At 55.5% G+C, this 26,107-nt stretch carries 28 protein-coding genes, 1 tRNA gene and 1 pseudogene; 14 read left to right on the plus strand and 16 right to left on the minus strand.

Going from position 1 to position 26,107, the window contains the following annotated elements:
- Positions 1–35: 35 nt before the first annotated feature.
- Complete coding sequence (locus G7G_RS23690) at positions 36–713, plus strand: SOS response-associated peptidase (protein WP_050806456.1); 678 nt, start codon at positions 36–38, stop codon at positions 711–713.
- Positions 714–906: 193 nt separating this feature from the next.
- A pseudogene (locus G7G_RS23930) lies at positions 907–1,020 on the plus strand (hypothetical protein); the annotation flags it as partial.
- 2 nt (positions 1,021–1,022) lie between these two features.
- Here G7G_RS23930 and G7G_RS0110230 read toward each other — a convergent pair.
- Positions 1,023–1,646, minus strand: a complete 624-nt coding sequence (locus G7G_RS0110230) for a DnaJ domain-containing protein (RefSeq protein WP_010441101.1) — start codon at positions 1,644–1,646, stop codon at positions 1,023–1,025.
- Positions 1,647–1,753: 107 nt separating this feature from the next.
- Between G7G_RS0110230 and G7G_RS0110235 the strand changes: the two genes are divergently transcribed.
- Together G7G_RS0110235 and G7G_RS22910 are read left to right on the plus strand one after the other, a co-directional pair.
- Complete coding sequence (locus tag G7G_RS0110235; protein ID WP_010441103.1) at positions 1,754–2,008, plus strand: BolA family protein; 255 nt, start codon at positions 1,754–1,756, stop codon at positions 2,006–2,008.
- Positions 2,009–2,260: 252 nt separating this feature from the next.
- Positions 2,261–3,517, plus strand: coding sequence for a molybdopterin molybdotransferase MoeA (locus tag G7G_RS22910; RefSeq protein ID WP_010441106.1), 1,257 nt, complete (start codon positions 2,261–2,263; stop codon positions 3,515–3,517).
- Here the strand turns inward: G7G_RS22910 and G7G_RS0110245 are convergent.
- From G7G_RS0110245 to G7G_RS0110290, 10 genes are all read right to left on the minus strand, one after another.
- Positions 3,501–4,046, minus strand: coding sequence for a GNAT family N-acetyltransferase (locus tag G7G_RS0110245; RefSeq protein WP_010441108.1), 546 nt, complete (start codon positions 4,044–4,046; stop codon positions 3,501–3,503). The two genes, G7G_RS22910 and G7G_RS0110245, sit on opposite strands and share 17 nt — an antisense overlap.
- Positions 4,043–4,597 (minus strand): helix-turn-helix transcriptional regulator, encoded by a 555-nt coding sequence (locus G7G_RS0110250; RefSeq protein ID WP_010441110.1) that lies wholly within the window; start codon positions 4,595–4,597, stop codon positions 4,043–4,045. The genes G7G_RS0110245 and G7G_RS0110250 overlap by 4 nt, the downstream gene beginning before the upstream one ends.
- Positions 4,598–4,712: 115 nt before the next feature.
- Positions 4,713–5,729 (minus strand): Fe(3+) ABC transporter substrate-binding protein, encoded by a 1,017-nt coding sequence (locus G7G_RS0110255; protein ID WP_010441112.1) that lies wholly within the window; start codon positions 5,727–5,729, stop codon positions 4,713–4,715.
- Positions 5,730–6,104: 375 nt separating this feature from the next.
- Entirely contained in the window at positions 6,105–7,304 is a 1,200-nt protein-coding gene (locus tag G7G_RS0110260) for a pyridoxal phosphate-dependent aminotransferase (RefSeq protein ID WP_010441114.1), read from the minus strand.
- Positions 7,301–7,963, minus strand: a complete 663-nt coding sequence (locus G7G_RS0110265) for a TetR/AcrR family transcriptional regulator (protein ID WP_010441116.1) — start codon at positions 7,961–7,963, stop codon at positions 7,301–7,303. Before G7G_RS0110265 ends, G7G_RS0110260 begins: the two co-directional genes overlap by 4 nt.
- A gap of 165 nt (positions 7,964–8,128) precedes the next feature.
- The gene (locus tag G7G_RS0110270; protein WP_010441118.1) at positions 8,129–9,388 is read right to left on the minus strand and encodes a TRAP transporter large permease; all 1,260 of its coding nucleotides are present in this window, start codon (positions 9,386–9,388) and stop codon (positions 8,129–8,131) included.
- Entirely contained in the window at positions 9,385–9,918 is a 534-nt protein-coding gene (locus G7G_RS0110275) for a TRAP transporter small permease (protein ID WP_010441120.1), read from the minus strand. The genes G7G_RS0110270 and G7G_RS0110275 overlap by 4 nt, the downstream gene beginning before the upstream one ends.
- A gap of 63 nt (positions 9,919–9,981) precedes the next feature.
- The gene (locus G7G_RS0110280; protein WP_010441122.1) at positions 9,982–10,956 is read right to left on the minus strand and encodes a TRAP transporter substrate-binding protein; all 975 of its coding nucleotides are present in this window, start codon (positions 10,954–10,956) and stop codon (positions 9,982–9,984) included.
- Between the two features lie 25 nt (positions 10,957–10,981).
- Positions 10,982–11,524 (minus strand): 3-hydroxyanthranilate 3,4-dioxygenase, encoded by a 543-nt coding sequence (locus tag G7G_RS0110285; protein WP_010441124.1) that lies wholly within the window; start codon positions 11,522–11,524, stop codon positions 10,982–10,984.
- Between the two features lie 95 nt (positions 11,525–11,619).
- Complete coding sequence (locus G7G_RS0110290; RefSeq protein ID WP_029621903.1) at positions 11,620–12,573, minus strand: dihydrodipicolinate synthase family protein; 954 nt, start codon at positions 12,571–12,573, stop codon at positions 11,620–11,622.
- 146 nt (positions 12,574–12,719) lie between these two features.
- Between G7G_RS0110290 and G7G_RS0110295 the strand changes: the two genes are divergently transcribed.
- The 3 genes from G7G_RS0110295 (at position 12,720) to G7G_RS0110305 (ending at position 15,975) form a co-directional block, all read left to right on the plus strand.
- Positions 12,720–13,493, plus strand: coding sequence for an aspartate dehydrogenase (locus G7G_RS0110295; RefSeq protein ID WP_010441128.1), 774 nt, complete (start codon positions 12,720–12,722; stop codon positions 13,491–13,493).
- Between the two features lie 2 nt (positions 13,494–13,495).
- Positions 13,496–14,440 carry a LysR substrate-binding domain-containing protein gene (locus G7G_RS0110300; protein ID WP_010441130.1) on the plus strand — a complete coding sequence of 315 codons (945 nt, stop codon included), beginning with the start codon at positions 13,496–13,498 and terminating at the stop codon, positions 14,438–14,440.
- A 104-nt stretch (positions 14,441–14,544) separates the two neighbouring features.
- A complete protein-coding gene (locus tag G7G_RS0110305; RefSeq protein ID WP_010441131.1) occupies positions 14,545–15,975 on the plus strand; it encodes an NAD-dependent succinate-semialdehyde dehydrogenase in 1,431 nt (476 codons plus the stop codon).
- Between the two features lie 84 nt (positions 15,976–16,059).
- Here the strand turns inward: G7G_RS0110305 and ykgO are convergent, their stop codons facing one another.
- Positions 16,060–16,185 (minus strand): type B 50S ribosomal protein L36, encoded by a 126-nt coding sequence (ykgO, locus tag G7G_RS0110310; protein ID WP_005648635.1) that lies wholly within the window; start codon positions 16,183–16,185, stop codon positions 16,060–16,062.
- A 90-nt stretch (positions 16,186–16,275) separates the two neighbouring features.
- Positions 16,276–16,350: transfer RNA gene (locus G7G_RS0110315), tRNA-Val, on the minus strand.
- 150 nt (positions 16,351–16,500) lie between these two features.
- Here G7G_RS0110315 and G7G_RS0110320 point away from each other — a divergent pair.
- A complete protein-coding gene (locus G7G_RS0110320) occupies positions 16,501–17,373 on the plus strand; it encodes an N-formylglutamate amidohydrolase (protein WP_010441146.1) in 873 nt (290 codons plus the stop codon).
- Positions 17,374–17,375: 2 nt separating this feature from the next.
- Here the strand turns inward: G7G_RS0110320 and G7G_RS0110325 are convergent, their stop codons facing one another.
- Positions 17,376–18,629, minus strand: coding sequence for a DNA polymerase IV (locus G7G_RS0110325; RefSeq protein WP_029621904.1), 1,254 nt, complete (start codon positions 18,627–18,629; stop codon positions 17,376–17,378).
- 89 nt (positions 18,630–18,718) lie between these two features.
- Here G7G_RS0110325 and G7G_RS0110330 point away from each other — a divergent pair, with 89 nt between their 5' ends.
- Positions 18,719–19,111: an NUDIX hydrolase gene (locus G7G_RS0110330; protein WP_010441151.1), complete on the plus strand. Its 393-nt coding sequence runs from the start codon at positions 18,719–18,721 to the stop codon at positions 19,109–19,111.
- A 280-nt stretch (positions 19,112–19,391) separates the two neighbouring features.
- Here the strand turns inward: G7G_RS0110330 and pyrF are convergent, their stop codons facing one another.
- Complete coding sequence (gene pyrF, locus G7G_RS0110335) at positions 19,392–20,096, minus strand: orotidine-5'-phosphate decarboxylase (protein ID WP_010441153.1); 705 nt, start codon at positions 20,094–20,096, stop codon at positions 19,392–19,394.
- 118 nt (positions 20,097–20,214) lie between these two features.
- Between pyrF and G7G_RS0110340 the strand changes: the two genes are divergently transcribed.
- Together G7G_RS0110340 and clpB are read left to right on the plus strand one after the other, a co-directional pair.
- Positions 20,215–20,535: a hypothetical protein gene (locus tag G7G_RS0110340; protein WP_010441155.1), complete on the plus strand. Its 321-nt coding sequence runs from the start codon at positions 20,215–20,217 to the stop codon at positions 20,533–20,535.
- Between the two features lie 127 nt (positions 20,536–20,662).
- Positions 20,663–23,281 (plus strand): ATP-dependent chaperone ClpB, encoded by a 2,619-nt coding sequence (clpB, locus tag G7G_RS0110345; protein WP_010441156.1) that lies wholly within the window; start codon positions 20,663–20,665, stop codon positions 23,279–23,281.
- 75 nt (positions 23,282–23,356) lie between these two features.
- Here clpB and G7G_RS0110350 read toward each other — a convergent pair whose 3' ends face one another.
- Positions 23,357–23,734, minus strand: a complete 378-nt coding sequence (locus G7G_RS0110350; RefSeq protein WP_010441157.1) for a VOC family protein — start codon at positions 23,732–23,734, stop codon at positions 23,357–23,359.
- Positions 23,735–23,774: 40 nt separating this feature from the next.
- Between G7G_RS0110350 and G7G_RS0110355 the strand changes: the two genes are divergently transcribed.
- The 3 genes from G7G_RS0110355 (at position 23,775) to msrQ (ending at position 25,964) form a co-directional block, all read left to right on the plus strand.
- On the plus strand, positions 23,775–24,302 hold the full coding sequence (locus tag G7G_RS0110355; RefSeq protein WP_010441159.1) for a winged helix-turn-helix transcriptional regulator: 528 nt from the start codon (positions 23,775–23,777) through the stop codon (positions 24,300–24,302).
- Positions 24,303–24,445: 143 nt separating this feature from the next.
- Positions 24,446–25,345 (plus strand): protein-methionine-sulfoxide reductase catalytic subunit MsrP, encoded by a 900-nt coding sequence (gene msrP / locus G7G_RS0110360; protein ID WP_010441161.1) that lies wholly within the window; start codon positions 24,446–24,448, stop codon positions 25,343–25,345.
- Positions 25,346–25,349: 4 nt separating this feature from the next.
- Positions 25,350–25,964, plus strand: coding sequence for a protein-methionine-sulfoxide reductase heme-binding subunit MsrQ (gene msrQ, locus G7G_RS0110365; protein ID WP_029621906.1), 615 nt, complete (start codon positions 25,350–25,352; stop codon positions 25,962–25,964).
- Positions 25,965–26,107: the final 143 nt, after the last annotated feature.

The following is a 26,107-nucleotide window of genomic DNA, read 5'->3' on the forward strand; positions in this document are numbered from 1 at the left end:
TTGCCCCGATTATAGCCACCCAATACCATCGTGGCATGTGTGGTAAGTTTGCAGCCGGTCACCTGACGCAGCGCGAGATGTTGGCGATACTCGAGAATTTTCTCTACGGAAAAGTTTCGGCTCATTTGCCCGACCAGTTGCCAACAGGCGGTTATAATGTTTCCCCGACCAATCAGATCGGCATGATCCGGTGGGCGAATGGCACCGCAGAACTGACAACCGCACGCTGGCAGTTGAAGGACCCGCGTAGCGCGAAGCCCGTCATAAACTCGAAGATTGAAAATGTAGGTTTCTGGCAAGATTACTGGGACAACGGCCGCTGCTTGATCCCGGCGTTGGGGTACTATGAGTGGCCAAAAGACCGGGGCCATGATTGCCCGGTCTTTATTACGGTCAAGCGCAACGCACCTACCATGTTCTTCGCCGGTTTTGTTCGAACACAAGACGGAAGTCACAATTGTTCGATTCTAACCCGTCAGCCAAGCCCGCAGATTGCCCATATTCACAGTCGTATGCCGGTCATCCTGACGCCTGATGAGATTGAAAGCTGGTTGTCAGGGGTAACGACACCTCAGGACGCTCAGAAATCGCTTGGAGCAGGTTACGAGGGCCGCTTCGAGTTTCACGCTGTAAGACCGATTAAGCGCGATAGCGAAGGCGAAGAAATGATCGAGCCATATTCCCCGCCGGTTCAGACGGCGTTTGATTTTTGATTGAACCAAAGCGTAAGTGGCCGTCCGGTGAACCTGGCCGGTTATTATGGAGCGGAATGTACTGTGTGGTGCCACGGCATAGAGCCTTGCGATCCGACGAGTGCCTCGCTCGTGCCATCCATGATAAGCAAGCAAACGCGGCGCTGAATGCCCAGCCGAGCACAATCTCGGGCACCTCTACGCCGCCAAACCCGATTTGGCGACGTTCTACAAGTGGATTGATCCTACAAACAGCATGTATCGGGGAATCGGAAAATGTCGCGAAACAAGCATTATTCGTGTACCAAGCCGAACCGCTCCCGCATAACCTTACTTGAAGCTGCGGCTGTCCTTGATCTGGTCCCAAGCCCAGACGACCTCTTGCAACTGTTCTTCCTGCGACCGGTCACCACCGTTCATGTCGGGGTGTAGCACCTTGATCAGTTTCTTATAAGCCTTCCGGATTTCAGCCTTGGACCAGCTGTCCTGAGCTTCGAGAATCTCGATCGCGCGACGTTCGGTGGGGGGTAGGCGGCGGCCGCCAGAGTTGGCACGGCCGGGGTTCTTGGTGGCGTTTTCGCCCAGAACCTGATGCGGGTCCTCGATGCCCAGGCGTGCCCATGCTCGTGCTTCGGGGTCACCCATAGGTTTGGTCTCACGCTCCCACACTTTGTCCTTCGAGCGCTGTGCGTTCAACTCGGCCTCGGTGGTGCCGTCGAAGAAATTCCATTTCTGGTTATATTCGCGCACGTGTTGCTGGCAGAACCAGAAAAAATCATCCAGAACATCAGGTGCCTTGGGCGCGCGGAACTTGCCGGCCTCTTCGCAACCCTCGTGATCGCAGATTCGCACCGAAGTTTCGGACGCACCCGACATGCCTCGGCGCCCGCGCGGCTTCTTTTTCTTAGCGCTGGACACGGACATATCGAACCCGAAGGGATCTGACTTTACCATCTGCACAACCTCACGAAGGCATCTTTTCGACTCGGAGGCAGCAGTTTAATCTAAGCAGCCGAAAGTAGAAGAGGGGAACGGCAATTTATTTGCCGTTGAGCAAAAAAATGAGCGTGACCGACGAAATCCGTAACCGATTGCAGGCAGCATTTGATCCGACTGAGCTTGATGTAGTCGATGATAGCGAAAGCCATCGCGGTCATGCAGGTTATCAAGAGGGTGGAGAGAGCCATTTCAACGTTCGCATCCGGTCTGAAGCCTTCACTGGCCAATCTCGTGTCGCCCGCCATCGCGCGGTTCATAAAGCGTTGGGGGACATCGTGCCGCGTATTCATGCGCTGGCGTTGGATATTGATGTATAGCGGTCAAAACCTCGGGCGTAGTTAAATTTGCGCGTGTCCGAATTTGATTGACCCGCCAGAATCGCCAACTGCAGAGCTAGAGTGATTGGGTTGGCTTGGCACACAGCCCACTTTCAGAGGCAAAATAGCTGATCTCGAATTTATTGCAGATTTAACCTCGATCAAAGAACTGCAATTCACCGCTCTTTAAATTCGCCACGTCGATCTCTGGCCTGCCAGATCGATCGGAGTAATGGATTAAGAGGGCTCAAAATGGCTGATGGGTGTGATTGTGACCGTAACGCTCTCATATATCAAACCGTGGATGCGGCCTTAACCCTTGGCCTGTCGATCGCGCACCCGGTTGGTAACACTGCATCCTTACCGCTGCAGCAAGCGATCGGGCGTGTACTGGCCGAGGAGTGTTATAGTAAGGTCGACATGCCAGCCTTCGACAATTCGGCCATGGATGGATACGCCATTCGGACTGGTGATCTGGACGAAGGGCCTGAGTTTGAATTGCCGATAGGCGGGCGAATGGCCGCCGGTGATAGCGGAGTGCACAACGCACCTGTGGGCAGCGCCTTGCGAATTTTTACCGGCGCTCCGGTTCCAACGGAGTTTGATGCCGTTCTTATGCAAGAGGACTGCAGCGTAATCGCTGACCGCATCCGATTTTCTCGTCGGCCCAAGCCCGGTCAACACATACGCCGCACGGGCGAGGATTTACAGGTCGGGACCCAGATTCTGTCCCGCGGATGTGAGATTACGGCGCGCGAAGCTGCCGTACTGGCGTCTTCTGGTCACGGGCGCGTCAAGGTATATCGCAAACTGAGGGTGACAATTTTTTCGACTGGCAGTGAGTTGCGCGAGCCGGATGAAGTGCTGGGCCCCGGCCAGATTTACAACTCCAATCGGTATATGCTGTTGGCTTTGTTGAACAAGCCGTGGATTGATTTAACGGATTGCGGCCAGATCGAAGATGACCCCAAACTTCTGAAGCGCGTGTTGGAGGAGGCTTGTGAAACGTCTGATCTAATCGTCACCACAGGTGGCGTTTCGGTGGGGGATGAAGATCATATGCCTCGCCTGTTCAAGGAAATTGGCGGTGAGACTGATGTGATGAAGGTGGCAATGAAGCCGGGCAAGCCAATCATGTTCGGGCGCCGTGGGGATGCGCTATATGTTGGGCTACCGGGCAATCCAGTATCTGCTTATGTCACATGGCAGATCATCGGGTCGCACATAATGGCGCGGAAGGCGGGATTGAGCCACACTCAGCCGGTAAGCGAGCAAGCTGTTCTGGCAGAGCCATTGCAACGCCAAGCAGGTAGGCAGGAATATCGGCCGGTGCGGATTGAAGGCACATCACCAGAGGGGACTCCGCAGTTGCGATGTCTGGCGGCATCCTACAGCGGGCGGGTGGCATTGCTGGCGCAGTCCGACGGGTTGGCGGTAATCCCGGCAGAGATCGCGAACTTGCCTGAAGGGCACCGGGTTGAGTTTTTGAGATTTAACCGACTGTTTTGACGACCGGTAATAAGCTCAGGTCCTTAAACATATAGGTTGTGGGTTCCAGTCGATTTTCGAACGGGTTGCGGCAATAGTTCGGAATTTCGCCAGAGATTTGAAAACCCAGCGACTGGTACAATACCCGTGAAGGATCGGAGCTACGGGTATCCAGAACCAGTAAGGATTTTTCCAGTTCAACCGCCCGTGCTTCCAAAGCGGTCATCAGGGCGCGTCCCAGCCCACGGCGGCGCGCATCGGGGTGGACCAGCAGTTTGGCAACATCTGCACGATGGGGCTGGTTTGGCATTGTGGCTTGAATCAATTGCACTGTACCTTGAATGCGTCCATCACCATAGGCAACGAACAGATCGAGCGTGCCTTGGCGCAGGCCGGGGCGCACCCGATCCCGCCAATAAGTAAGGGCGGCTTCGTGTGAAAATGGCAGGATGAAACCTATGCTGGAACCGGTATGCACGCACCGATGAAGGATATCCGACAAATCCTCCAGTGCGGCATCGAAAAAGGCCTCGGGCAAGCGCGAGATCATATTAGCACCAGCAGATAACGCGCGCCTCGTTTCGCCCCGGTTTCAAACCGCGTGGGTCCGGACAAGTGATAGCGCAGACAGTCGCCGCCGCTGAGTGCGTGGCGCACTCCGTCTACTGTCAGCGCCAATTCGCCGTCCAGAACAATCAGATGATGTTCCTGCCCCGGTTTGGGTGGTGTGTCGTAGTTTATGACGGTTTCGCGGGGCAGATGGCCCTCCATCACTTCACCGCTGAGTCCCGTCGCCGGAGGTGAGACCGACCGGCGCGTAAAACCGCTTTCGGCGTCGTGCCATTCGGGTTGCTTTTCAAAAGGCACCTTAGGGTCGAAACTGTCCTCGACCATCATCAACAAGCGCGACATCGGCAAGCTGTAAGCCGCACATAAACGTCCAAGGGTTTCGGCGGTTGGGCTAACATCACCATTTTCCATCCGCGAAAGGGTGGCTCGACTGATACCGCTTTGGTCAGCCAGTTGTTCAAGCGACCAGCCACGGCCCTGACGCAACTCGCTCAGACGTTTTGCAAGGCGGTTTGAGAGGTTGTCTAGCATAAATCAAATATGGGAATCATTTTCATAATTGAGAATTATGCCAAAAATAATGTAGTGCGCAACAAAAAAGGACGCGGAATATCCGCGCCCTTAACTGCTCGGGTTGCCAGATAACTTACTTCCAGCCAACCTCATTAAAGATTTTTTGGGCCTCGGGGATGTTCTTGGCGACTTCCGAAAGGTTCACCTCATCCGCTTTGAAATCACCCAACGCTGCAACGTTGTCGGCCAGTGCTACACCTTCGACCGCGGGAAACTCATCGTTTCCGTTTGAGAAATATACCTGGGCCTGATCGCTCGCGAGATATTCGAGGAACTTGATGGCGTTCTCTTTGTTCGGCGCGTTCGCCGCGACACCGGCGCCCGACAGATTCATATGAGCGCCCTCGGCGTCTTGAGCCGGGAACTGCACGCCGATCATATCGATATCTGCGCTCAGGCCTTTTACGTCTTTGCGCATGGCACGAGCAAAGTAGTAGGAGTTTGAAACAGCGATCTCACACTCGCCGGAAACGATACCGCGCAGCTGGTCGGTGTCACCGCCCTGTGGCTCGCGGGCCATATTGGCGACAACGCCTTCGGCCCATTTCTTGGCTTCTTCCGCACTGTGGTTGGTGATGATCGACGCCAAAAGTGTCTGGTTATATGTGTTGCTTGACGACCGTATACAGATCAGTCCTTCATACTCTGGCTTGGCCAGATCCAGATAGGTGGCCGGGGGATTGGCAACGTCGGCCTTGTCGTAAAAGATGATCCGTGCGCGCTGCGAGAATCCGTACCACTGATTGTCCTGATCCTGCAGATTGGCCGGGATGCGTTCTTCCAGCACTGCACTTTCGATGGGCTGCAGAATACCAGCATTCTTGGCGCGGGCCAGACGTGACGTGTCGACTGTTAGAAGGATATCGGCAGGTGAATTCGCACCTTCAGCTTCCATCCGCGCGATCAACTCATCTGCTTTGCCTTCAATGCGGTTGATGGTGATGCCGGTGGCGTCTTCGAAGTCAGAATACAGGCGCTCATCAGTGTCATAGTGGCGCGAAGAATAAAGGTTCAGCTCACCTTCGGCTGCAGCCGAGGTGGAGATCAGAGCCGTCAAGACGACGGCGATACATGTGGAGGATTTCAGCATGATGTGTCCCAACATTACAATTCGGTGCGGGCGCTTACCCGACTGAAACAGTCAATTAGACGATTTGGCAGGAGATGCAAGTAATTCCGACAAAATTACTTGGTCAAATTGTCGCCGCGCTTGAAGGCTTAAACGATAAGGCATCGGATACTGCAGTTGAGTTGCCGGTGCAGTCATTATTCGGAGTGAACCGCGTAAGCTCTGCGCGTCCCGTTTTATGTTAAATGTATGGGTGATCACGTGCCCTCTGGCCGCAAACGAGACCAATTCAAGTGACATAGCCCTATGTGTTGGGGCTAAATCAAACTTGTAGAACCAACTAAGATCAACCGCTTTAGAGCGATGCTATCATGAACATTTTTTCTAATGCGGCGTCTAAGCATGCCTTGCTCTGATGCGTTCGCAGGTTAACAAATTGGCGTGGTCCACAATACGGCTGACCGCTGTGGAAAATTTGGCATCACTGATCGTCAGCGCGACACGTACCCAATCGTTCAAGCCGTCGCCAAAGGCTGATCCGGGCATGACGGCCACGCCAGCTTGTAGCAGATCCCAGGCGTAGGCCTCTCCGTTTAAACCGGTGGCTGAGACGTTGATAAGTGCAAACATCCCTGCCTCTGGCCGGTGTACTGTCAGCTTCGTTTCGGCGCGCAGTCGCTCGGCCAACAGGGTGGCGCGCGACGCAAATCGTTCAGCCATTTCAGGGGCCACTTCAGATCCGCTTCGGATCGCCAGTTCTGTCATGTCTGCAATAAAAGGCTGGTTCCCGAACAGCATGGTTTCGGAAAAAGGCAGCAAAGCCTCACAAAATGAGACGGGTCCGACACACCAACCGCTGCGGAACCCCGGGGCCGCATGTGATTTCGAGATCGAAGAAACCGCGATAACGCGATCAGCCAGATTCGACATAGCTAATGGCGAAACAAATCTAGCGCCTTCATAGACGAGTTCTTCATAGACTTCGTCTGAGATAATCCACAAATCATGTTTGATAGCCAATTGTCCAATCTCGGCAATGTCTGCCTCGGTCAGAATTGCACCTGTGGGGTTGTGTGGTGTGGTTAGTAAAATCGCGCGACTGCGCGATGTTATCCGCGGCGCGATGTCCTGCGCCTGCATGCGAAATCCGCATTCAGGTCGAAGCGGAACGGGCACCACGTCAGCGAGAGACGCGCGAATAACCCCTTCGTAAGTCGCATACATCGGGTCCCCGACAAGAACCTCGTCTCCGGTCTGAGCCACCCCGGCCATTACTGCAAACAATGCGGTTTGGGTTCCGGGGAAGCACAAAACATTCTCAGGTTCAAAAACTCGCCCTCGGTTGGCTGTGTAGCGTTCGGCAATCGCTGTAAGTAAACCAGGTTCACCGTGGCCATTGGAATACCCAGTGCGCGCAGCCCTTAGCGAAGATACGGTGGCTTCAATCAGTGTATCTGGAACAGGGACGTCTGGTTCGCCAATTGTCATCTCGACGATATCCGCACCAGTTTTGATAAGCTCTCGTGCTTTCAGGTGTACACCCCATTTCGCCCCTCCCAGGTTGGCGAGCCGTTTAGTTACGTCAGTGGTTCTCAAGGCTGCCTCATATCTTTGGTTAACGGAATTCTGATGATCGCACTGATCGCTGTCAGCCCAATCTGCGCTAGTTGCCCATCAGAGAAAGCGTCCGGGATGGCGCCACCTTCAAGCCAAAGCCCATCAAGTACCGCGTTGCAGGCGATCGCTAGTTGAGTTGCCTCGGATGCTTTGACCGTGTGTCCGGATTCGTTCAATGCCGCGACGATCAGTTTCTCAAGTTTGTCGCGAAAATAGGTATAGGTCTGTTGGTGGATACACTGCATTTTGGGGTCATGGAGCACCCGGTTCAGAAAACCGGCCCATAACGCTATGGCAGCTGGATCAACTACCGGAGGCTGTAGCGACGCAGTCACAAAATTGGTTAGCTGAGACACCGCGGTTCCATCACCTGCCGCGGCTGTTGTTTGATTGGTCAGAGCGTTCATGTGATGTTCATAAGCGGCCTGAATCAGCTCTTCTTTCGATAAGAAATAATGCCGGATCAATCCCTGCGTAACGTTTGCGCGAGCGGTAATTTCGCGGACAGTTGCGCCGTGTAAACCTATCTCCGCAATCAGGTCCAACGTCGCCTGAATCAGGGCTTCACGTCGAGATTCGGCGGATTGACGCGTGAATTTCCGACCTTGGGTTATCATTTCCAATCCATGAAATGCCATTGTTATGCAGTTGTATAATTATTAATACTATTGATTATCGCAAGGTGATTTTAACCAAGGATTGGATCAAGAATGGGCGGCTATTCTTGTAAAAATCGTTCTGCGGTACACGGGGTTGGAAACGATGATGAACCACCCAACAAAGACCTAACCGGGTAGAACGGGCTATATCAAAGCCGTCGACAGTATTGGAGCGTAGCTTAGTAGGATCAGAACGGTGGCAACTGCGATTAGAAAGGGCCAAAGAGATTTGAGAATAGCCCCCGGGCTCGTGCCGCTCATTGTGGAAGCGATGTAGAGACCGATTCCGACAGGTGGCGTCAGCAGGCCCAGAACCAGATTCAGGCAAACGACAACACCGAATTGATATGGGCTGATATCATAGGATCCGGTTGCGATGGGCAAAAGAATGGGTGTGATCAGAATGATCGCTGCGATGCCGTCTATGACCATTCCAACCAAAAGCAGGGCGAGATTGACGATCAGCAGAAACAGAAACGGATCGGATGTAATTGAGGTGATTAAACCGGCCAGATGTTGGGGGATTTCTTCGTAGATAATAACCCAGCCGAAAACGCTGGCAGCGGCGATCATGAACAGGATCATTGACGCGTTTGAGGCGGTTCTTTTGAACATCTCGCCCAGGTTTTGAGGTTTAAGATCGCCGTAGATCAACCATCCGACCAGAAACGCGATCAGTGAGGCGATGGCGGCGGATTCGGTTGGCGTGGCGATGCCGAACAGGATGCCTCCGATGATCGAAACAGGGATCAGTAGGGCGGGCAGGGCAGCGATCAGAGCGCGCATCGCGTCGCCACGTGACATCCAGACGCCCTTGGGAAACTGCTGCGACCACCCAATCAAAGTGATCACCAGCGCAAAGGCCCCGGCCAGCAGTAGACCCGGAATGATTCCTGCGATGAACATGTCGCCGATCGGGATCTGAGCCAGAACCCCGAAGATGACAAACATCATCGAGGGCGGAATGACGGGCGCCAGCAGGCCTCCCGCCGCTGTGGTCGCGGCGGCAAAGCCTTTATCATAACCTTCTTCTTCCATCGCGGGGACCATGGCGCGCGACATTACGGCAATCTGCGCGGTGGCAGAGCCAATGATGGCGGCCATGAACATGTTGGCTAACAGGTTGATATAGGCAAGCCCACCTCGGAACCCGCCCACAAAGACACGCGCCAAAGCAACCAGGCGACGCGTCATGCCGCCTTCGTTCATCAGCTCTCCGGTTAACATGAACAGGGGGATCGCCAGCAGGCCATAATTCTCCAGCCCGCCAAACATCTTCTGGGCAAAACTGTCATAGAGAACAGTATTACCGCTCTCCCAGATGTACCAGATCGCCGTAATAGCAAGAACGATGGCGACGGGAACCGACAAAAGCAGTGCGGCCAGAAAGACAATCGGGCTCATGATTGCGCGCCCTTAGTTTGCCAAGCCAGCAGGTGCATCGTGGAATGCAATGTGGCCCCCAGAGCGAACAGCCACATGACCAGCCAGAACAGATATTTCGGCAGCCCGAGAGTCAGGGTTGGCTCGGCATAGATGAAATTGAAAGTGTTGCCCTGAAAGGTCGCTGTATCGAATCCAGCGCGCGCGATATCCAAAGGTAGGAACCAGCGCCAGCAGAAGTACAGCATCGCGGCTGCGAAAACGAATACAACCAGATCCACCACCTTGCCGATGATTGCCCTGATATGAGGTGGTACCAGATCAACAACGAGCGTAATCGAGACCGAGTTGCGGTGATGCAATGCTGCTGATGCGCCTAGAAACGTCATCCAGACCATCGCATAGATCGCCAACTCATCCACCCAGAAAAGCGCGTTTCCAGCTGTGCGTGTCACCACGTTCAGCAAGATCAAAAGGGTCACGCAGACCGCCAAACCTGCGGCACACCACAACTCTACTCGCGCCCAGGCGGCTGACAGCCGGTACAACATCGCTGATCCCCTATGAAAAAGGGCGCAGGATCGACCTACGCCCTTTCCTTGATGTATTCACCTTTATTTGGTTTCTGCCGCAGTCGCCCGCAATGCGTCAAGGGATGAGGTTTTTTCCGACCAGATACCGTTCCATTCCTCGATGGCATCGCCGAAGAACGAGGCATCCACTTTCTTGTAGGCCTTGCCGGTTCCCTCGATCTGATCGAGCCACTTGGCCTCATTGGCGACATAGGCATCGATGGTGCTGTCCACATGCTTGGCCATCAGATCGCCAATCATTGCGCGATCTTCATCGGATAGACCGGCCCAGACCTTGGCCGAAACCAGACCGACCATTGGGAACATCATGTGGTCCGACTGCACGATCGTATCGGCGTGATCATAGTATTTCAGAACCCAGATCAACTCAGCATCCATGTCGATGGCATCGACCTGACCATTGGCCAGTGCGTCGTAGACCGCCGGCAGGGGCATCGGAGTTGGAGCAGCCCCAACTGCGTTGTAGAAATCAAGGATCGGTGTGAAGGGCGTGATCCGAAGTTTCAGGCCTGACAAGTCGTCGGCTGATGACACTTCTCCCCGGCTGACGATCTGGCGCAGGCCAGCCATACCGTAGCCAACGCCCACGACGCCAACCTGACCGGGCAGGGGCTCCAGCATTGTTTTGGCGGTATCGGAACGCAGGATACGCCCAGCATGGCCAATATCATCCGCCAGATAGGGGGCGTAAAACGCACCCAATTCTGGTGCGCGGTTCGATACCTCGGCCACCGTCATGAACGCCATGTCCAGCGCACCGGTCTGAAGTTGCTGCAACATCTCGGCCTCGTTCCCTAACTGGCGGGCCGGGAAAACCGAAACGGAATGAGCGCCACCGCTGGCTTCATTCAACTCGGCCCCAAAGGACTCTGCTGCTTTGGTCCAGATATGCGGGGGTGGAGTAATCAGGCCCAGACGGAATTCATCTGCATGGGCGGCCAGCGATGTCATAGCAAGCGCGACTGCTGATGCGGCGATCTTAGCAAAATGTCTCATGTGTTTCCCTGTTTTATTGTTGGTGTCAGAGGGTGACCCAGCCTTCTGGCGGCTCTTTGCCCGGATGCACGGTCCGGCACTGGGGGCATGTTCGGTCCTCTTCCGATGCATAGAATTTTTCGTAGACTGGCGGCAAGTCTTTGACGATGGACTGCAGTTGCATCTCGGCTCGATGAACGAGCGACCCGCACTCAAAACAGTACCACTCGATAGCGTCCAGATCACCTGTCTGCCGTTTGGGTTCTATAACCAACCCGATCGAGCCTTCCTGAGGGCGCTGCGGAGAATGACGTACATGGGGCGGCAGCAGGAAAATCTCGCCCTCGCGGATTGGGACGTCGTAGAACTCATTACCATCAAACAGTTTCAATACCATGTCACCTTCGAGTTGGTAGAAAAACTCTTCGACCGGGTCGTCATGGTAGTCGGTCCGCTTGTTCGGTCCACCAACCACAGTGACCATCAGGTCGGCATCTTCCCAGATCTGTTGATTGCCGACAGGCGGTTTCAGCAGGTGACGGTGTTCGTCGATCCATTTCTGAAAGTTGAATGCTCTTAACTTCGACATATCACACTCCCTGTTAGTAGAAGATTGGCCTGTTTTTCCATAACCGCAAAGAAATTATCTGCATTTAGATATCTGATTTGCTTATATCTATCGGGCTAAACCTTAAGTCCGCTTTCTTCGAACCCATTGCGAATGATCTCTTTTTCAGCCTCTGTCAGTTCTAACATCGGGGGCCGTACACGCCCGCCAGTTTGTCCCAATAGTTCCTGCCAGTATTTGCCAAAGGCGGTGGGTTTGTCCGCAGGCCGGGTACGCTTCATTGCGTCCCGCACTGGGTTCAGGCTGTCGAACACTTTGCGTGCTTCATCTGCTTTGCCCGCAAAGGCCAGCCGCGTGTATTCATTCATCCGCTGGTCGTTATTGCTCTGCAACAGGTAGGGTGGTGACGAGCACAGGTACAGTTTCCAGTTCAGTTCGAGGATGTTATCCAGCCACTCATGTTCGGCTGAGGTAGAGACTTGAATCTTGTCGCCGACCATATGGGTCAGCTTCACGTACATCTCGCGCGGGACCGAGTATTTGATCGCAACGATATTGGGCAGATCGGCAATCCGCGCGCATTCCTCGGGTTGCATGAGATATCCGCTGTCCGGATGGCTCCACATCGCGATTCCAATATCAAGCTCGTCGCAGAACCGCTTATAATATTGGTACAGAACCTCTCCGCGTTCCTGAACAAAACTCAGAACGGGCGCATGCAGAACGACGTAGTCGGCACCGCAATTCTGCGCATGGCGTGCTAGGTCCAGCGCTGTGTCCATGTTCTGATCCGAAACTGAAACGATCACACCGGCCTTGCCCGCACATTCATCGACGGCAACCTCAAAGTTTCGTTTGCGCTCTTCAAGGCTCATCGAAAAGAACTCGCCTTGTTTGCCCGCTACAAACAGGCCCTGAATGCCCAGATCATCAATCCAGTGCCGGATATTCGACCTCAACCCCGCCTCATCCAGCGTAAGGTCGTCATTGAACGGATTCAGGGCTGCTGCCCAAATTCCTGTCATGTGTTCGCGTGCATAGGCTTTTGCATTGTGCTTGGAGTATTTCATTTCAGACGGGCCTTCCGGTTGACCGCACCATGAAAGCCCGATCATTCCACCTGATCCAACGCGAAAGCCGGGAATTGGATATCGGAAAATAGAATATCCATGGATTATCAATTTAGAAAACTTTAGCGCTGGAGTAGGCTTGCCACATGAGGATCGGATTGATTGGTAAAGGCGCGATTGCGCAATATGTTTCGAACGCGGTTCAGGCCCGGGGACATTCGGTTTGCGCGGTGCTGGTGAGATCGGGCAGCGTTTCGCAAAATCCGGAACTGTTTGTAGATTCGGTTTCGAATCTCACGGCGAATACGGAACTGGTGATTGATTGCGCGGGCCATCGGGCACTGGAGGAGTACGGGCCCCAGATTCTGGCTTGCGGCCTCGATCTGGTTACCGTTTCCATTGGCGCACTGGCGGATCAGAGGGTGGCAGATGCGTTGGCATCGGCCGCACGGGAAGGTGGGGCAAAGCTGCATCTGGCCAGCGGTGCGATCGGAGCGCTCGATTGCCTTAGTGCCGCCGCGACGGGCAAGCTGGAAAAAGTCACCTATGTCGGGCGGAAACCGCCACTGGGCTGGATGGGTTCACCGGCAGCGGACAAACTGCACCTGGAGGCTCTGACAATCGCGGAAACGCATTTCAAAGGCACCGCCCGAGAGGCTGCACTGAGATTTCCTAAGAACGCGAATGTTGCGGCGGCGGTCGCGCTGGCAGGGCTGGGTTTCGACCAAACGCAGGTCCGTCTGATCGCTGACCCTTCGATTACGCGCAACATCCACGAGATCGAAGCCGAAGGCGATTTCGGGCAGTTCCATTTTCAGATCAGCGGAAATTCCCTGCCTGACAATCCGCGCAGCTCAGCACTGGCCGCGATGAGCGTCGTCTCGAAACTCGAACAGATTTCAAGTCCAGTCGTGCTCTGATCATGGTGGGGCGTCATTCACGCATTGTCGACCGCGCCCTGACTCGGCTGAAATTGCGCCAGTTGCGTTTGCTTGTTGCCGTAGGCGCACACGGCAATATCCAGAATGCAGCGCGCGAGCTGGGCATTTCGCAACCCGCCGCGACCAAGATGATTCAGGATCTGGAACTAGACTTTGAGGTCAAACTATTCAGCCGAACCAATCGCGGCGTTATCCCAACTGTGTTCGGAGAGACCCTGATCCGTCATGGCAAGCTGATCTTTGCACAAGTCTCAAACGCAGCGCAGGAACTTGATGACCTGAATGAGGGGAATTCGGGGCGTGTGGTTGTGGGTACTCTGCTCGCCGCCTCGACCAGCCTGCTGCCAACGGCAATTGAAATATTGTTGGCCGATCGCCCGAACGTGGCAATCAAGATCAATGAAGGCACGAATGAAGTTCTGATGCCCCGATTGCTGTCAGGTGAAATCGATATGGTGGTAGGACGCCTGCCCTCGCACCGACACCGTGACAAGATCAGGCAGGAGAAACTGTTCGAGGATCACATACTTGCAATTGTTGGCAATCAGCACCCCCTTGCCAGGCGTAAGAACATCTCGTTTGCCCAGACCAAGCCTTTTGGCTGGATTGTGCCCCCATTGGAAACCACACTCAGACGACAGCTCGACCATTTCTTCGTTGGTCAGCAACAACATGTGCCGCCGGTGATGATAGAATCCGTGTCCTACCTAACCAACCGGGCTTTGCTGCAATCGCGCGATTTGATTGGGCTTATGCCGGCAGAAGTTGTCTCGCAGGACGTTGCCCACGGTTATTTGACGCCGTTGGATTGGGACGTACCCTTTGGTCAGGGGCCCATCGGAGTTTCATTTCGTGCCGATGCCGATCTGTCCCCGGCAGGCCGGGCTTTCAAAGCCGCGCTACACCAAGCAGTGCAAAAGAAATAGGATCAGGTATTCGCCAATTTGATATCAGTATTCATCCAATTCACTTGAAGTAATGTCAGCCATTGCATGAGTTGAAAGGGTCCTAATTCGGAGGCATCAATTACATGTATCCTGAGCTTAAGCTGTTCATCGCAGGAAAATGGCGCACGACCAGCCAGGATCTGCCTGTCGTGAACCCGGCGACCGAAGAAGAAATCGCACGTCTTCCCTGTGCGTCCAAAAGCGATCTGGATGATGCGCTTGATGCGGCTGTCAAAGGTCTCAAAATCTGGAGCCGCACCGCACCACGCGAACGTGCTGACACGATCCTGCGTGCTGCTGCACTGATGCGGGAACGTCAGGAGGAAATCGCTCAATCCATCACTTTGGAACATGGCAAACCGCTAAAACAGGCCCGACTTGAGGTGATCCGAGGGGTCGAGTTCTTTGAGTGGGACGCGGGCGAAGCAATGCGCACCTATGGACGGATCATACCCGCTGCGCCGGGTCACAAATTCGCGGTACATCACCAGCCCATCGGTGTGGTCGCCGCGTTTTCACCTTGGAACTTTCCTATGAGCCAACCGGCACGGAAAATCGCTGGTGCACTCGCCTCAGGTTGTTCGATCATCTTGAAAGCGGCCGAAGAAACACCGGCGGGTGCAATCCATATCGCAAAGGCCTTTGACGACGCTGGATTACCTCCGGGTGTGTTGAATCTTGTGTTCGGCAACCCAGCAGAAATCTCTGGCCACTTGATCCCGCAGGAACCGATCCGGCTTGTGGCTTTTACCGGTTCGACAGCAGTGGGCCGCCATCTGACCACGCTTGCGTCCGAACATATGACGCAGGTGCTGATGGAACTGGGGGGCCATGCGCCCGTAATTGTCTGCGAAGATACCGATGTTCGGGCGGCAGGTGTATCAAGCGCGGTTCGAAAGATGCGCAACGCCGGGCAGGTCTGTACATCACCGACTCGGTTCTTTGCCCATGAAAGCATCTTCGATGCGTATTCAGACGCGTTCGTCGAACGCGCCGCTGCAACTGTTGTCGGCAACGGGATGGGCCAAAATGTTGAGATGGGGCCACTGGCCAATGATCGCCGGGTACCTGCATTGACAGAACTGGTGGAAGACGCCCGCGCAAAGGGCGCGACGGTTGCGACGGGCGGAGCCAAACATGGTGACAAAGGCTACTTCTTTCAGCCCACGGTCCTACTGAATGTGCCCGACAAAGCGCGTATCATGCAGGAAGAACCTTTTGGTCCGGTCGCGGTAATCAATCCGGTCACTTCATTGGATCATGCGATTGAGCAGGCAAATTCGGTGCCTTATGGATTGGCAGGCTATGCCTTCACCAATCGTGCAGATTATATCGACCGTTTGATCGATGAGGTCGAGGTGGGCAATCTGTCGATCAACACGCTCGAAGCCTCGATGCCCGAAACGCCTTTTGGTGGTGTGAAATCTAGCGGCTATGGCCGTGAGGGCGGAACCGAAGGGTTGGAGAACTACATGACGGTCAAACATGTCTGGCACTCGGCCAAACTCTCTTAACCCAGGCGTCGCACAAATCATTTCAACCCTAAACAAAAAAACCGCGCTCAAAGGCGCGGTTTCTTATTCGGATATGTGCAGCTCTTAGCCCTGACGAGCTTTGAACTTGCGCTGCGTCTTGTTGATCACGTAGACGCGGCCTTTGCGACGCACAACCCGGCAATCACGGTGCCGGTTCTTGAGCGAGCGGAGCGAGTTCTTGACCTTCATGGTCTGTCTCCAATCTGCGGCGCCTTCATCAAGGACGTGGCCAGCGCCTGGGTTAATCGGGTGCCCCGGAAATCCGAAGCAGTGAATTCATGGTGGGCGGTACAAGGATCGAACTTGTGACCCCTTCGATGTCAACGAAGTGCTCTACCGCTGAGCTAACCGCCCATGAAACCGTCGCTTGGCCTACCCCATAACGAAATGGGGCGCGGAACCCCGCGCCGGTAGCGGGGTCTATAAAAGGAGTCGTTAGGGGGATCAAGGGGTTTGGCAGAACTATTTTCCGGTCTATGTTCAATGCGAACGAACGGAGAGCCCATGCCCAACGCCGCGACCAATGCAGCCTATGTTCTGGATATGCCCGCAGAGCGTACCTCATGCGTGGTATTTGCCTCTCCGCATAGTGGTCGGGCATATCCCGCGTCGTTGCTTAAACGGTCTGTACTGAACCGTAAAATGATTCGGTCTTCCGAGGATGCCTATGTCGATCAGCTATTCGACTCGGCCCCGGAATCCGGAGCGCCATTCCTCGCCGCGGCCATGCCACGCGCCTATCTGGACCTGAATCGCAGTGCTGATGAATTGGATCCGGCGCTGATTCAGGGCGCGCGCCGTCACGGGCACAATCCGCGTGTGGCTTCGGGGCTGGGAGTGATCCCCCGCGTGGTTGCCAATGGGCGCGCGATTTACAGTGGTAAGCTGACGATGGACGAAGCGCGCCTGCGGATCGACACTTACTGGCGGCCCTATCACCAAAAACTGAAATCCCTTCTGTCCGAATCGCATGAGATGTTTGGGCAAGCGATCCTGATCGATTGCCACTCGATGCCACATGAGGCGGTCGCAATGGCCGGCGGCTCTGGCAGTGCGCGCCCCGAGATCGTTCTAGGTGATCGGTTTGGTGCTGCTGCTTCGGGGGTGATCGTCGATCAGATTGAATCTGCATTCACAGATGCGGGTCTGAATGTAGCTCGTAATGCGCCCTTCGCAGGGGCCTATGTCGCTCAGACCTATGGACGCCCAACCCGGCAGCAACACGCGATCCAGATCGAGATCGACCGCTCTCTTTATATGGACGAAGATACAATTCAGCCAAACGGCAACTTTCAGTCGTTCCGTGAGGTGCTGCGGCAGGTCACCGGCAAGATTGCCTCCATAGGGTCCGAGCCGTTGTCGCTGGCTGCCGAATAACCTTAGCGCAGCGCGCGTCCCTTAACGATCGCATCATTACCAAATCGGCGGCGAATATCGTCTGTGGCCCGCTCAGCCTGGGATCTGCGTGTGGCACCGGGATCCAGCAAATCACCCGAAATATCAGCCTGATCCTCGGTGCACAAATCGGATAGGCCACATCCAAGCAGGCGATACGGGCCCTGATCCCCAACCTGATCGAACAATCCGCGCGCCGTGCGATATATCCTATCCGCGATCTGTGTCGCGTCGCGCAACGACACGCGCCGGGTAATGACTTTGTGATCGGCTTGTTTCAGTTTCAGCGTCACAATCCGACCCGCCAATCCCTTGGCTTTGGCACGATCGGCCACTTTTTCGGACATGCGCCACAGGTGTCCGTCTAATATTTCGATGCTGGCGGTGTCTTCAAAAAACGTGGTCTCGTTGCTTATCGACTTCATCGGTTCATGCGCAGAGACGCGCCGCTTATCCTGCCCTCGGGCCAGATGCCATAAGCGATAGCCCATCGATCCGAACCGGGCGGTCAGTGCCTCCTGATCCCAGCGCAGAAGATCGGCAAATGTTCGAATTCCTACACGATCCAGCGATTCTTGCGCAGCCGGGCCGATTCCCCAGATCAGCCTCACTGGTTTATCGTGCAAAAACTCAGCTGTTTCAGCCTTGCCGATCACCGAAAACCCGCGCGGTTTGTCCAGATCTGAAGCGACCTTGGCCAAAAACTTGTTGTGGCTAAGACCGATTGAGCCGGTCAAGCTAAGTTCATCCTTCATTCGTCTGACCAGCCGTGCCAGCATTACAGCTGGTGGCGCACCATGCAGTCGTTCAGTGCCCGACAAGTCCATAAACGCCTCATCCAGTGACAGCGGTTCCACAACAGGCGTCAATTCGTCCATCATCTCCCGGATTTGGCGTGAAACGCTGGCATAAACCGACATGCGCGGTTTGATCACGACCGCGTCGGGGCACAGCTGAAGTGCCTTGAACATCGGCATCGCTGATCGCACGCCGCGTATACGCGCGACATAACACGCGGTCGATACCACCCCGCGCTTCCCACCCCCGATAATCACCGGCTTGTCTGCCAGTTCGGGATTATCGCGCTTTTCGACAGATGCGTAGAAGGCATCGCAATCCATATGAGCGATGGTTAGATCGAACAACTCGGGGTGCGATTTCAATCGTGGGCTGCCACAGTATGTGCAGCGCTTGCTCTGCTCTATTTGATTTAAACAATCGCGACAGATAGCAGGCATCACAGGTTCTTTCGGTCCAGTTTCGACTTGGCGAAGTCTCTGGGTCGGTTAGAATCTATCTCGATTGGGCCGGAATAAAAAGGGGATTGATGGATTTCACCGGGGCCAAAACTGCGCTGTTCCTCGGGGACGAATTGCTTGTGATTTTGCGAGACCAAAAAGATGATATCCCCTTTCCCGGGCATTTCGATTTCCCCGGCGGAGGGCGAGAGGAGGGCGAATCCCCCATAGAATGTGCGTTGCGAGAGACGGTCGAAGAAGTTGGGCTGAACTTGTCGGAAACTGATATTGTATGGTCCCGTCAATACGATCAAAACTGGTTCTTTGTTGCCCGACGCCCGGCCCAAGATGTGCATCTTGTCCAATTGGGTGACGAAGGGCAGGGATGGTGCCTGATGCACCCTCAAGATTATTTGGCCGACCCACTTGCGATACCCTATTTCGTTGTCCGTCTAAAGGATTACCTTACCGAACTTGGGTAGTGGAAAAGGGTTGGTTGTTCTCAGAAGAAAGCCCCCCGCTGGTGCGGGGGGAGGAAACGGACCTCAGGAAGAGATGGCCCGTTGGGGAGTGTCTCAAGTCCAGAATCGCGCAAATTCGCCCATTTCGATACCTTCAAGCCAATCGTGCAATAAACTCGTATTTTTCATGTGTGTTTTCGGGCACAGGGGCGATTTGGCGCGGCTGCAGTGAAAATTGACGTTAGGTCAACTGGTTGCAGGTCGAACTTGTCCTCTATTCTGCATTAATCCGGTTGCTCAGTCAGTGCCGCGGCAAAGAAATTAGTTCGTTCAGAACGGCTTCTGCGGCGGCCCGTGGATTCTCAGCCTTATAGATCGGACGACCCACAACTATGTGGTCCGCGCCGTCTCCAATTGCGCTGGCAGGGGTTGCGACTCGTTTCTGGTCGCCATGAGCAGCGCCAGCCGGGCGCACTCCAGGCGTGACAATCAGACGGCCGTCGGATTGGGGTAGGGCCCGGATCAGAGCAGCCTCCTGAGGGCTAGCGATGACGCCATCGGCCCCCGCTTCAAATGCCTTGGCTGCACGTTCAACCACGAGGTCCTGAACGTCGCCCGCTTTCAGAAGGCTCGCATCCAAATCGTCCCTGTTCAGGGATGTCAGGACGGTAACCGCCAAAATCTTCAGGTCTTTGCCCGCTGCACCTTCCTTTGCGGCGCGCACCACATGCGGGTCGCCATGAACAGTGAGGAAGTCCAAGTCAAACTGCGCCAACCCACGCACCGCATTTTCAACAGTATTGCCGATATCGAACAGCTTCATGTCCAAAAATATGCGCTTGCCGTGATCCTGTTTAAGTTCGTTGGCCAATGCCAGCCCGCCGCCGGTCAGCATCCCCAGCCCGATCTTGTAAAACGAAACAGCATCCCCCAGCCGCTCAGCCATGGCCAGACCCTGCAGGGCGTTTGGGACATCGAGGGCTACGATTAGGCGGTCATCGGACATAGGGGGCTCCTTTTTGGCAAACGTGTGCGTCCTAACGGGTTCGGAGCGATCTGTCTATGCGCGAAGCCTGAGGTGAAGCTGTGCTAATGTGCAAACGTTCAGAACAGGGATAAAAAAGATGAAAAAAGTAATTCTACTTGGCGTGGCACTGATGTTGGCCGCATGCGAAGACGCGCCTCAGAGTGATCCGCCCGAAACTGGTGCTGCACCGGCTCCAACCAATGACAATCTTCTGCTGGTGCGTGGGTATCGATCGGAAGACGACTGGTGTCAATTGACAGGGGAGACAGCCTATACCGGCAACTTCCTCGATCATACAGCTGATCTGGTTTCATGCCCCACAGGCAGCAGTGCCGAGCAATCTTTGGTTGAAATGTATGATGCTGAATTGATGGGCCAAACCGGCGGTTATTCCGTCTATTCCATTCCGCGCGGGTGACGCCGATTTATCTGCTCTAGCCCCTTGAACGGGAAAAGACATTTCCCAAATTGAATGTGAGGCCCAGAACGACGCGTGCCGCCAAGCGGGCGCATCAAAACGGGGCGCTTAGGAGAAGGAGAAAGCTATGGACTTGAACAAGTTCACCGAGCGGGCACGGGGATTCGTGCAAGCGGCGCAGACCATTGCGCTGCGTGAGGGGCACCAAAGGCTGGAACCCACACATATTCTGAAAGCATTGATGGATGACGATCAGGGGTTGGCGAGCAACCTGATCACACGCGCTGGCGGCGCACCGAACCGTGTGGTTGAGGCGTTGGACGCTGCAATGGGCAAGATCCCAAAGGTCAGCGGCGACGCGAGCCAGATTTATATGGATGGCCAGACTGCCAAGGTTTTGGACGAGGCAGAGAAGATCGCCACCAAGGCGGGCGACAGCTTTGTGCCGGTCGAACGCGTTTTGATGGCGCTGTGTATGGTGAAATCCAAAGCCAAAGAGGCGTTGGAGGCCGGTGCCGTATCCGCCCAGAAACTGAACGAAGCGATCAACGACATCCGCAAGGGGCGCACCGCTGACACCGCATCGGCGGAAGAGGGCTATGACGCGCTTAAGAAATACGCGCGCGACCTGACCGAAGCCGCAGCCGAAGGCAAGATCGACCCGATCATTGGGCGGGACGAGGAAATCCGCCGTTCGATGCAGGTTCTGTCGCGCCGCACCAAGAACAACCCGGTTCTGATCGGGGAGCCCGGCGTCGGTAAGACTGCGATTGCCGAGGGTATGGCCCTGCGCATCGTCAACGGCGACGTGCCGGAATCGCTGAAGGACAAGAAGCTGCTCGCGCTCGACATGGGTGCGCTGATCGCTGGTGCGAAATACCGCGGTGAGTTCGAAGAACGACTCAAGGCCGTTCTGACCGAGGTCACCGAGGCCGCCGGTGAGATCATCCTGTTCATCGACGAGATGCACACGCTGGTCGGGGCTGGGAAGTCCGACGGCGCGATGGACGCTGCCAACCTGATCAAACCCGCGCTTGCCCGGGGTGAGTTGCACTGTATTGGTGCGACGACGCTGGATGAGTACCGCAAATACGTCGAAAAAGACGCGGCCCTTGCGCGCCGGTTCCAGCCCGTTGTGGTGGCTGAACCGACCGTCGAGGACACGATCAGTATCCTGCGTGGCATCAAGGAAAAGTACGAGCTGCACCATGGTGTGCGTATTTCCGACTCGGCACTCGTGTCGGCGGCGACGCTCTCGCATCGCTATATCACCGACCGCTTCCTGCCCGATAAAGCCATCGACCTTGTCGATGAGGCGGCGTCTCGGTTGCGGATGGAGGTGGACTCCAAGCCGGAAGAACTCGATCAACTCGACCGTCAGATCCTGCAGATGCAGATCGAGGAAGAGGCGCTGAAGCTTGAAGATGACGCGGCCTCCAAGGATCGTCTGGAAACCTTGCAAAAGGACCTCGCCGACCTGCAGGAGCAATCCGCCGAGATGACTGCTCAATGGCAGGCCGAGCGTGACAAGCTCGCGGGTGCCCGTGATCTGAAAGAACAGCTCGACAAAGCGCGGGCCGATCTGGAGATCGCCAAACGGGAAGGCAATCTCGCCAAGGCGGGCGAGTTGTCTTATGGCGTCATCCCTGAGCTTGAGAAAAAGCTGACCGAGGCCGAGAACGCCGAGAGCAACGCCATGATGGCCGAGGAAACGGTGCGCCCAGAGCAGATCGCTTCGGTGGTGGAGCGCTGGACGGGTATCCCGACCTCGAAAATGCTGGAAGGTGAGCGCGAGAAGCTGCTGCGGATGGAAGACGATCTGCATTCCCGCGTGATCGGTCAAGATGCGGCAGTGACCGCCGTGGCCAACGCCGTGCGCCGTGCGCGTGCCGGTTTGAACGATGAAGGCCGCCCGCTGGGCTCGTTCCTGTTCCTCGGGCCAACCGGCGTGGGTAAGACCGAATTGACCAAGGCTGTGGCGAACTTCCTGTTCGACGACGACAACGCGATGGTGCGCATCGACATGTCCGAGTTCATGGAGAAACACGCGGTCGCCCGTCTGATCGGAGCCCCTCCGGGCTATGTCGGTTATGATGAAGGCGGTGTGTTGACCGAAGCCGTACGGCGCAGGCCCTATCAGGTCGTGCTGTTCGATGAGGTCGAAAAGGCACACCCGGATGTGTTCAACGTGCTGTTGCAGGTTCTGGACGATGGCGTACTGACCGACGGTCAGGGTCGCACCGTGGACTTCAAGCAGACGCTGATCATCCTGACGTCGAACCTCGGGTCTCAGGCGCTCAGCCAGTTGCCCGAAGGTGCGGACAGCGCCCAGGCACGGCGCGATGTGATGGATGCGGTCCGGGCGCATTTCCGGCCCGAGTTCCTGAACCGCCTGGACGAAACGATCATCTTCGACCGTCTCAAACGGGCCGATATGGATGGCATCGTCGATATCCAGATGGCACGTCTGCAGAAACGTTTGGCCGCCCGAAAGATCGAGCTGGTTCTGGACGATGGGGCTAAGGAATGGCTGGCAAACGAAGGCTATGATCCGGTTTTCGGTGCCCGCCCGCTCAAGCGCGTGATCCAACGTGCCTTGCAGAACCCGCTGGCCGAGGCTTTGCTGGCCGGTGAGATCAAGGATGGTGAGACTGTACCTGTAACAGCAGGCACGGATGGATTGATCATCGGCGATCGGTTGGGAACGTCTGAACGCCCACGTCCTGACGATGCCGTGGTTCACTAAGCCTTAAGAACTGAAAAGACCCGTCAATCTGACGGGTCTTTTTTTGGTAGTGGCGCGAAAAAGGGTTGAGAGCGTTCAGGCCTGTCCGGCCAAGTCCTGCGCCAGCATCATTGCATTGCCGTCCGGGTCGTAAAATGTGGCAGTGCTGACCATCCCCTCAATCGTCTCGGTTTCGCCGTCAAACCGAACTCCAGCCCCTTCCAAAGCATCGCGTGCGCTTGCGATATCAGCAACACCAAAGACCGGAACGGTGTTTCCGGGCGCTGGTTCTGCCTGCTCACCCAAACCAAGGGTCACGCCTTCGGTTTTGGTGAGCATCTCGCTCCAACCCGCCTCATCAATATGATGAACCAATTCAAACCCGAGCTTCTCATTGTACCATTGTGCGCTGGCGTGGCGGTCTTTGACCGAAATGGCAAGAGTGATGGTGTTTTCTAAGGAAACGAGGGGCATGGAACTTTCCTTTTGTCCTAAAATAAAGTAACTATACTTTATGGACATAAAGCTACTTGTCAAGCTTACCTCTCGGGCCTGGTCGCTGAACATTCTTGCGCAGTTGCACAGTGGGGTTCCGGGCAGGCAGGCCCCATTACTCGCTGCGACCGGGGCAAGCCGGACGGCATTTGCAGCAAGTCTGGAGCATCTGGTCAGCCTTGGCCTGCTTGAACGGAACCCGGGCCACGGCCACCCTTTGCGACCTGAATTCCGTTTGACCAAAGCCGGAGTACAGGCGGCGGCGGTAGCGGCAGAAATCATGGCTTTGGTGCCGGATGATACCGAATTGACGCTACTGCGCCGCAGCTGGACGGTTCCTATTCTGGCGCTGACCCGCCAACCTCGGCGCTTTTCCGGGCTTAGGTCCGACCTTCAGGTGATCACGGATCGTGCATTGTCATCCTCGCTCAAGCAATTGGAGGCGCAGGACTGGGTTCGACGCGATATCGAAACTTCGGCCCGGCTGCCTTTTCCGACCTATCAGGCGGTCAATCTTGGCTGCGAAATAAACCGTGTTGTCGGCTAGAACATCGGGTGACTGATATCTCTGCGCCAAAGCACGCCGAGTTTTCGTTACAATCTGTTCGCTCAATCGTGACGCCTGTTTCCTTGGCTCTGTGCTATCAGACCTTACCTCAGTTCCGAGGTTAATGAATGACGGAGAACCAAATGGCGCATCGCTGGACCAACAAACTGACGCATGCAGACGTCACCCCAAGGGCGGCGTTCCTGAACCGGCGGCAGGTCATGGCCGGTTTGGCGGGTGTCGGGCTGGCGGGCTTTGCACGACCCGCAGCGGCCGAGGCGCTTGAGCCGAATACCTGGGAAGAGATCACCTCGTACAACAACTATTACGAATTCGGGACCCGCAAGGATGACCCGGCGAAATATGCGCACACGCTGGTGACCGAACCCTGGAGTGTCACCATCGACGGCTTGGTCGACCGCCCCGGAGAGTATGATTTCAAGGACATCATGTCTGAAATGACGGTTGAAGAGCGAATCTATCGCTTCCGCTGTGTCGAGGCATGGTCGATGGTCATCCCCTGGAACGGGTTCGAGCTGGCAGATTTGCTTGGCATGGCCGGTGTTCAGGACGGCGCGAAATATGTGGCCTTTGAAACAGCCTATCGACCCGATGAGATGCCGGGTGTCGCATATCCGGTGCTCGACTGGCCGTATCGCGAAGGGCTGCGTTTGGATGAGGCGATGCACCCGCTGACCATTATGGCGACCGGGATTTATGGCAGGGACATCCCGAACCAGAACGGTGCGCCTCTACGCCTGGTAGTGCCGTGGAAATACGGTTTCAAATCGATCAAATCGATTGTGCGGATCACCCTGACGGATACGCAGCCTCCGACCAGTTGGAACCTGGCGGGTCCGCGTGAATATGGATTCTACAGCAATGTGAACCCCAATGTGGATCACCCCCGCTGGTCGCAGGCCTCGGAACGCCAGATCGGCGGAGGTCTGTTCGCCAAGCGAATCCCGACGCTGATGTTCAACGGGTATGAAGACGAAGTTGCCGGCCTTTACGAAGGCATGGATCTGGCGAAGAACTATTAAGATGATGCAGCGGCTCAACGACCTCTTGCGACGGATCCCCATTTGGTCCGTCTATCTGCTGGGCGCGCTGCCAGCGCCCTGGTTGTTCTATCAGGGCATGACCGGTGGCCTCGGGGTCGAGCCGATCGAGGCGCTCGAGCATGAATTTGGCGAACTGGCGCTACAACTTCTGATTTTGGGTCTCGCGATTTCGCCCTTGCGCCGCTTCGTTGGGCTAAATCTGATGAAGTTCCGCCGTGTGATAGGCGTACTGACATTTTCCTATGTCGCGTTACATCTGTTGATCTGGCTGGTTCTGGATGTCCAGATTCCCAGCCAAATCTGGGCGGATATTATCAAGCGGCCCTATATCACGGTCGGCATGGCTGCCTTTGTATTGTTGCTGCCGCTTGCAATCACATCCAACAACTGGTCGGTTCGCCGTTTGGGGTCTCGGTGGCGCAAATTACATCGTCTGATCTATCCAGCAGCAATTCTGGGGGCGCTTCATTATGTGATGCTGGCGAAGGGGTTTCAGATCGAGCCATTGGTCTATCTGGCGATCATCCTCGGCCTACTGGCCATGCGTCTGCCGGTCACAACACTCCTGATCCGGTTTAGGCAGGCCGATTCAGTCTGACTCGCGGGCGAGTCTGTGGGTAACCGTGTGAATAACATATCTGAGGTGCTGTTTTGCGATGGTCGGCGTTAGCGACTTCCGGGTGCTGCGGCTGAGTCGCTCTCATAACCGTTTGTTTTTGTGCATTAAAATTTGATATTTGT

The sequence above is a fragment of the Ruegeria conchae genome, from assembly GCF_000192475.1.
GTDB lineage: Bacteria > Pseudomonadota > Alphaproteobacteria > Rhodobacterales > Rhodobacteraceae > Ruegeria > Ruegeria conchae.

Excerpts from the sequence above, each read along its gene's own strand:
- clpB (WP_010441156.1), top strand. The coding sequence starts at position 20,663 with ATGGACTTGAACAAGTTCACCGAGCGGGCACGGGGATTCGTGCAAGCG.
- G7G_RS0110350 (WP_010441157.1), bottom strand. The coding sequence starts at position 23,734 with ATGCCCCTCGTTTCCTTAGAAAACACCATCACTCTTGCCATTTCGGTC.
- G7G_RS0110250 (WP_010441110.1), bottom strand. The coding sequence starts at position 4,597 with ATGCTAGACAACCTCTCAAACCGCCTTGCAAAACGTCTGAGCGAGTTG.
- G7G_RS0110355 (WP_010441159.1), top strand. The coding sequence starts at position 23,775 with ATGGACATAAAGCTACTTGTCAAGCTTACCTCTCGGGCCTGGTCGCTG.
- G7G_RS0110255 (WP_010441112.1), bottom strand. The coding sequence starts at position 5,729 with ATGCTGAAATCCTCCACATGTATCGCCGTCGTCTTGACGGCTCTGATC.
- G7G_RS0110340 (WP_010441155.1), top strand. The coding sequence starts at position 20,215 with ATGAAAAAAGTAATTCTACTTGGCGTGGCACTGATGTTGGCCGCATGC.
- G7G_RS0110285 (WP_010441124.1), bottom strand. The coding sequence starts at position 11,524 with ATGTCGAAGTTAAGAGCATTCAACTTTCAGAAATGGATCGACGAACAC.
- msrQ (WP_029621906.1), top strand. The coding sequence starts at position 25,350 with ATGCAGCGGCTCAACGACCTCTTGCGACGGATCCCCATTTGGTCCGTC.
- G7G_RS0110275 (WP_010441120.1), bottom strand. The coding sequence starts at position 9,918 with ATGTTGTACCGGCTGTCAGCCGCCTGGGCGCGAGTAGAGTTGTGGTGT.
- G7G_RS0110265 (WP_010441116.1), bottom strand. The coding sequence starts at position 7,963 with ATGGCATTTCATGGATTGGAAATGATAACCCAAGGTCGGAAATTCACG.
- G7G_RS0110295 (WP_010441128.1), top strand. The coding sequence starts at position 12,720 with ATGAGGATCGGATTGATTGGTAAAGGCGCGATTGCGCAATATGTTTCG.
- G7G_RS22910 (WP_010441106.1), top strand. The coding sequence starts at position 2,261 with ATGGCTGATGGGTGTGATTGTGACCGTAACGCTCTCATATATCAAACC.
- G7G_RS0110270 (WP_010441118.1), bottom strand. The coding sequence starts at position 9,388 with ATGAGCCCGATTGTCTTTCTGGCCGCACTGCTTTTGTCGGTTCCCGTC.
- G7G_RS0110245 (WP_010441108.1), bottom strand. The coding sequence starts at position 4,046 with ATGATCTCGCGCTTGCCCGAGGCCTTTTTCGATGCCGCACTGGAGGAT.
- G7G_RS0110300 (WP_010441130.1), top strand. The coding sequence starts at position 13,496 with ATGGTGGGGCGTCATTCACGCATTGTCGACCGCGCCCTGACTCGGCTG.
- G7G_RS0110235 (WP_010441103.1), top strand. The coding sequence starts at position 1,754 with ATGAGCGTGACCGACGAAATCCGTAACCGATTGCAGGCAGCATTTGAT.
- G7G_RS23690 (WP_050806456.1), top strand. The coding sequence starts at position 36 with ATGTGTGGTAAGTTTGCAGCCGGTCACCTGACGCAGCGCGAGATGTTG.
- G7G_RS0110330 (WP_010441151.1), top strand. The coding sequence starts at position 18,719 with ATGGATTTCACCGGGGCCAAAACTGCGCTGTTCCTCGGGGACGAATTG.
- G7G_RS0110230 (WP_010441101.1), bottom strand. The coding sequence starts at position 1,646 with ATGGTAAAGTCAGATCCCTTCGGGTTCGATATGTCCGTGTCCAGCGCT.
- G7G_RS0110290 (WP_029621903.1), bottom strand. The coding sequence starts at position 12,573 with ATGAAATACTCCAAGCACAATGCAAAAGCCTATGCACGCGAACACATG.
- G7G_RS0110320 (WP_010441146.1), top strand. The coding sequence starts at position 16,501 with ATGCCCAACGCCGCGACCAATGCAGCCTATGTTCTGGATATGCCCGCA.
- G7G_RS0110280 (WP_010441122.1), bottom strand. The coding sequence starts at position 10,956 with ATGAGACATTTTGCTAAGATCGCCGCATCAGCAGTCGCGCTTGCTATG.
- G7G_RS0110305 (WP_010441131.1), top strand. The coding sequence starts at position 14,545 with ATGTATCCTGAGCTTAAGCTGTTCATCGCAGGAAAATGGCGCACGACC.
- ykgO (WP_005648635.1), bottom strand. The coding sequence starts at position 16,185 with ATGAAGGTCAAGAACTCGCTCCGCTCGCTCAAGAACCGGCACCGTGAT.
- G7G_RS0110325 (WP_029621904.1), bottom strand. The coding sequence starts at position 18,629 with ATGCCTGCTATCTGTCGCGATTGTTTAAATCAAATAGAGCAGAGCAAG.
- pyrF (WP_010441153.1), bottom strand. The coding sequence starts at position 20,096 with ATGTCCGATGACCGCCTAATCGTAGCCCTCGATGTCCCAAACGCCCTG.
- msrP (WP_010441161.1), top strand. The coding sequence starts at position 24,446 with ATGGCGCATCGCTGGACCAACAAACTGACGCATGCAGACGTCACCCCA.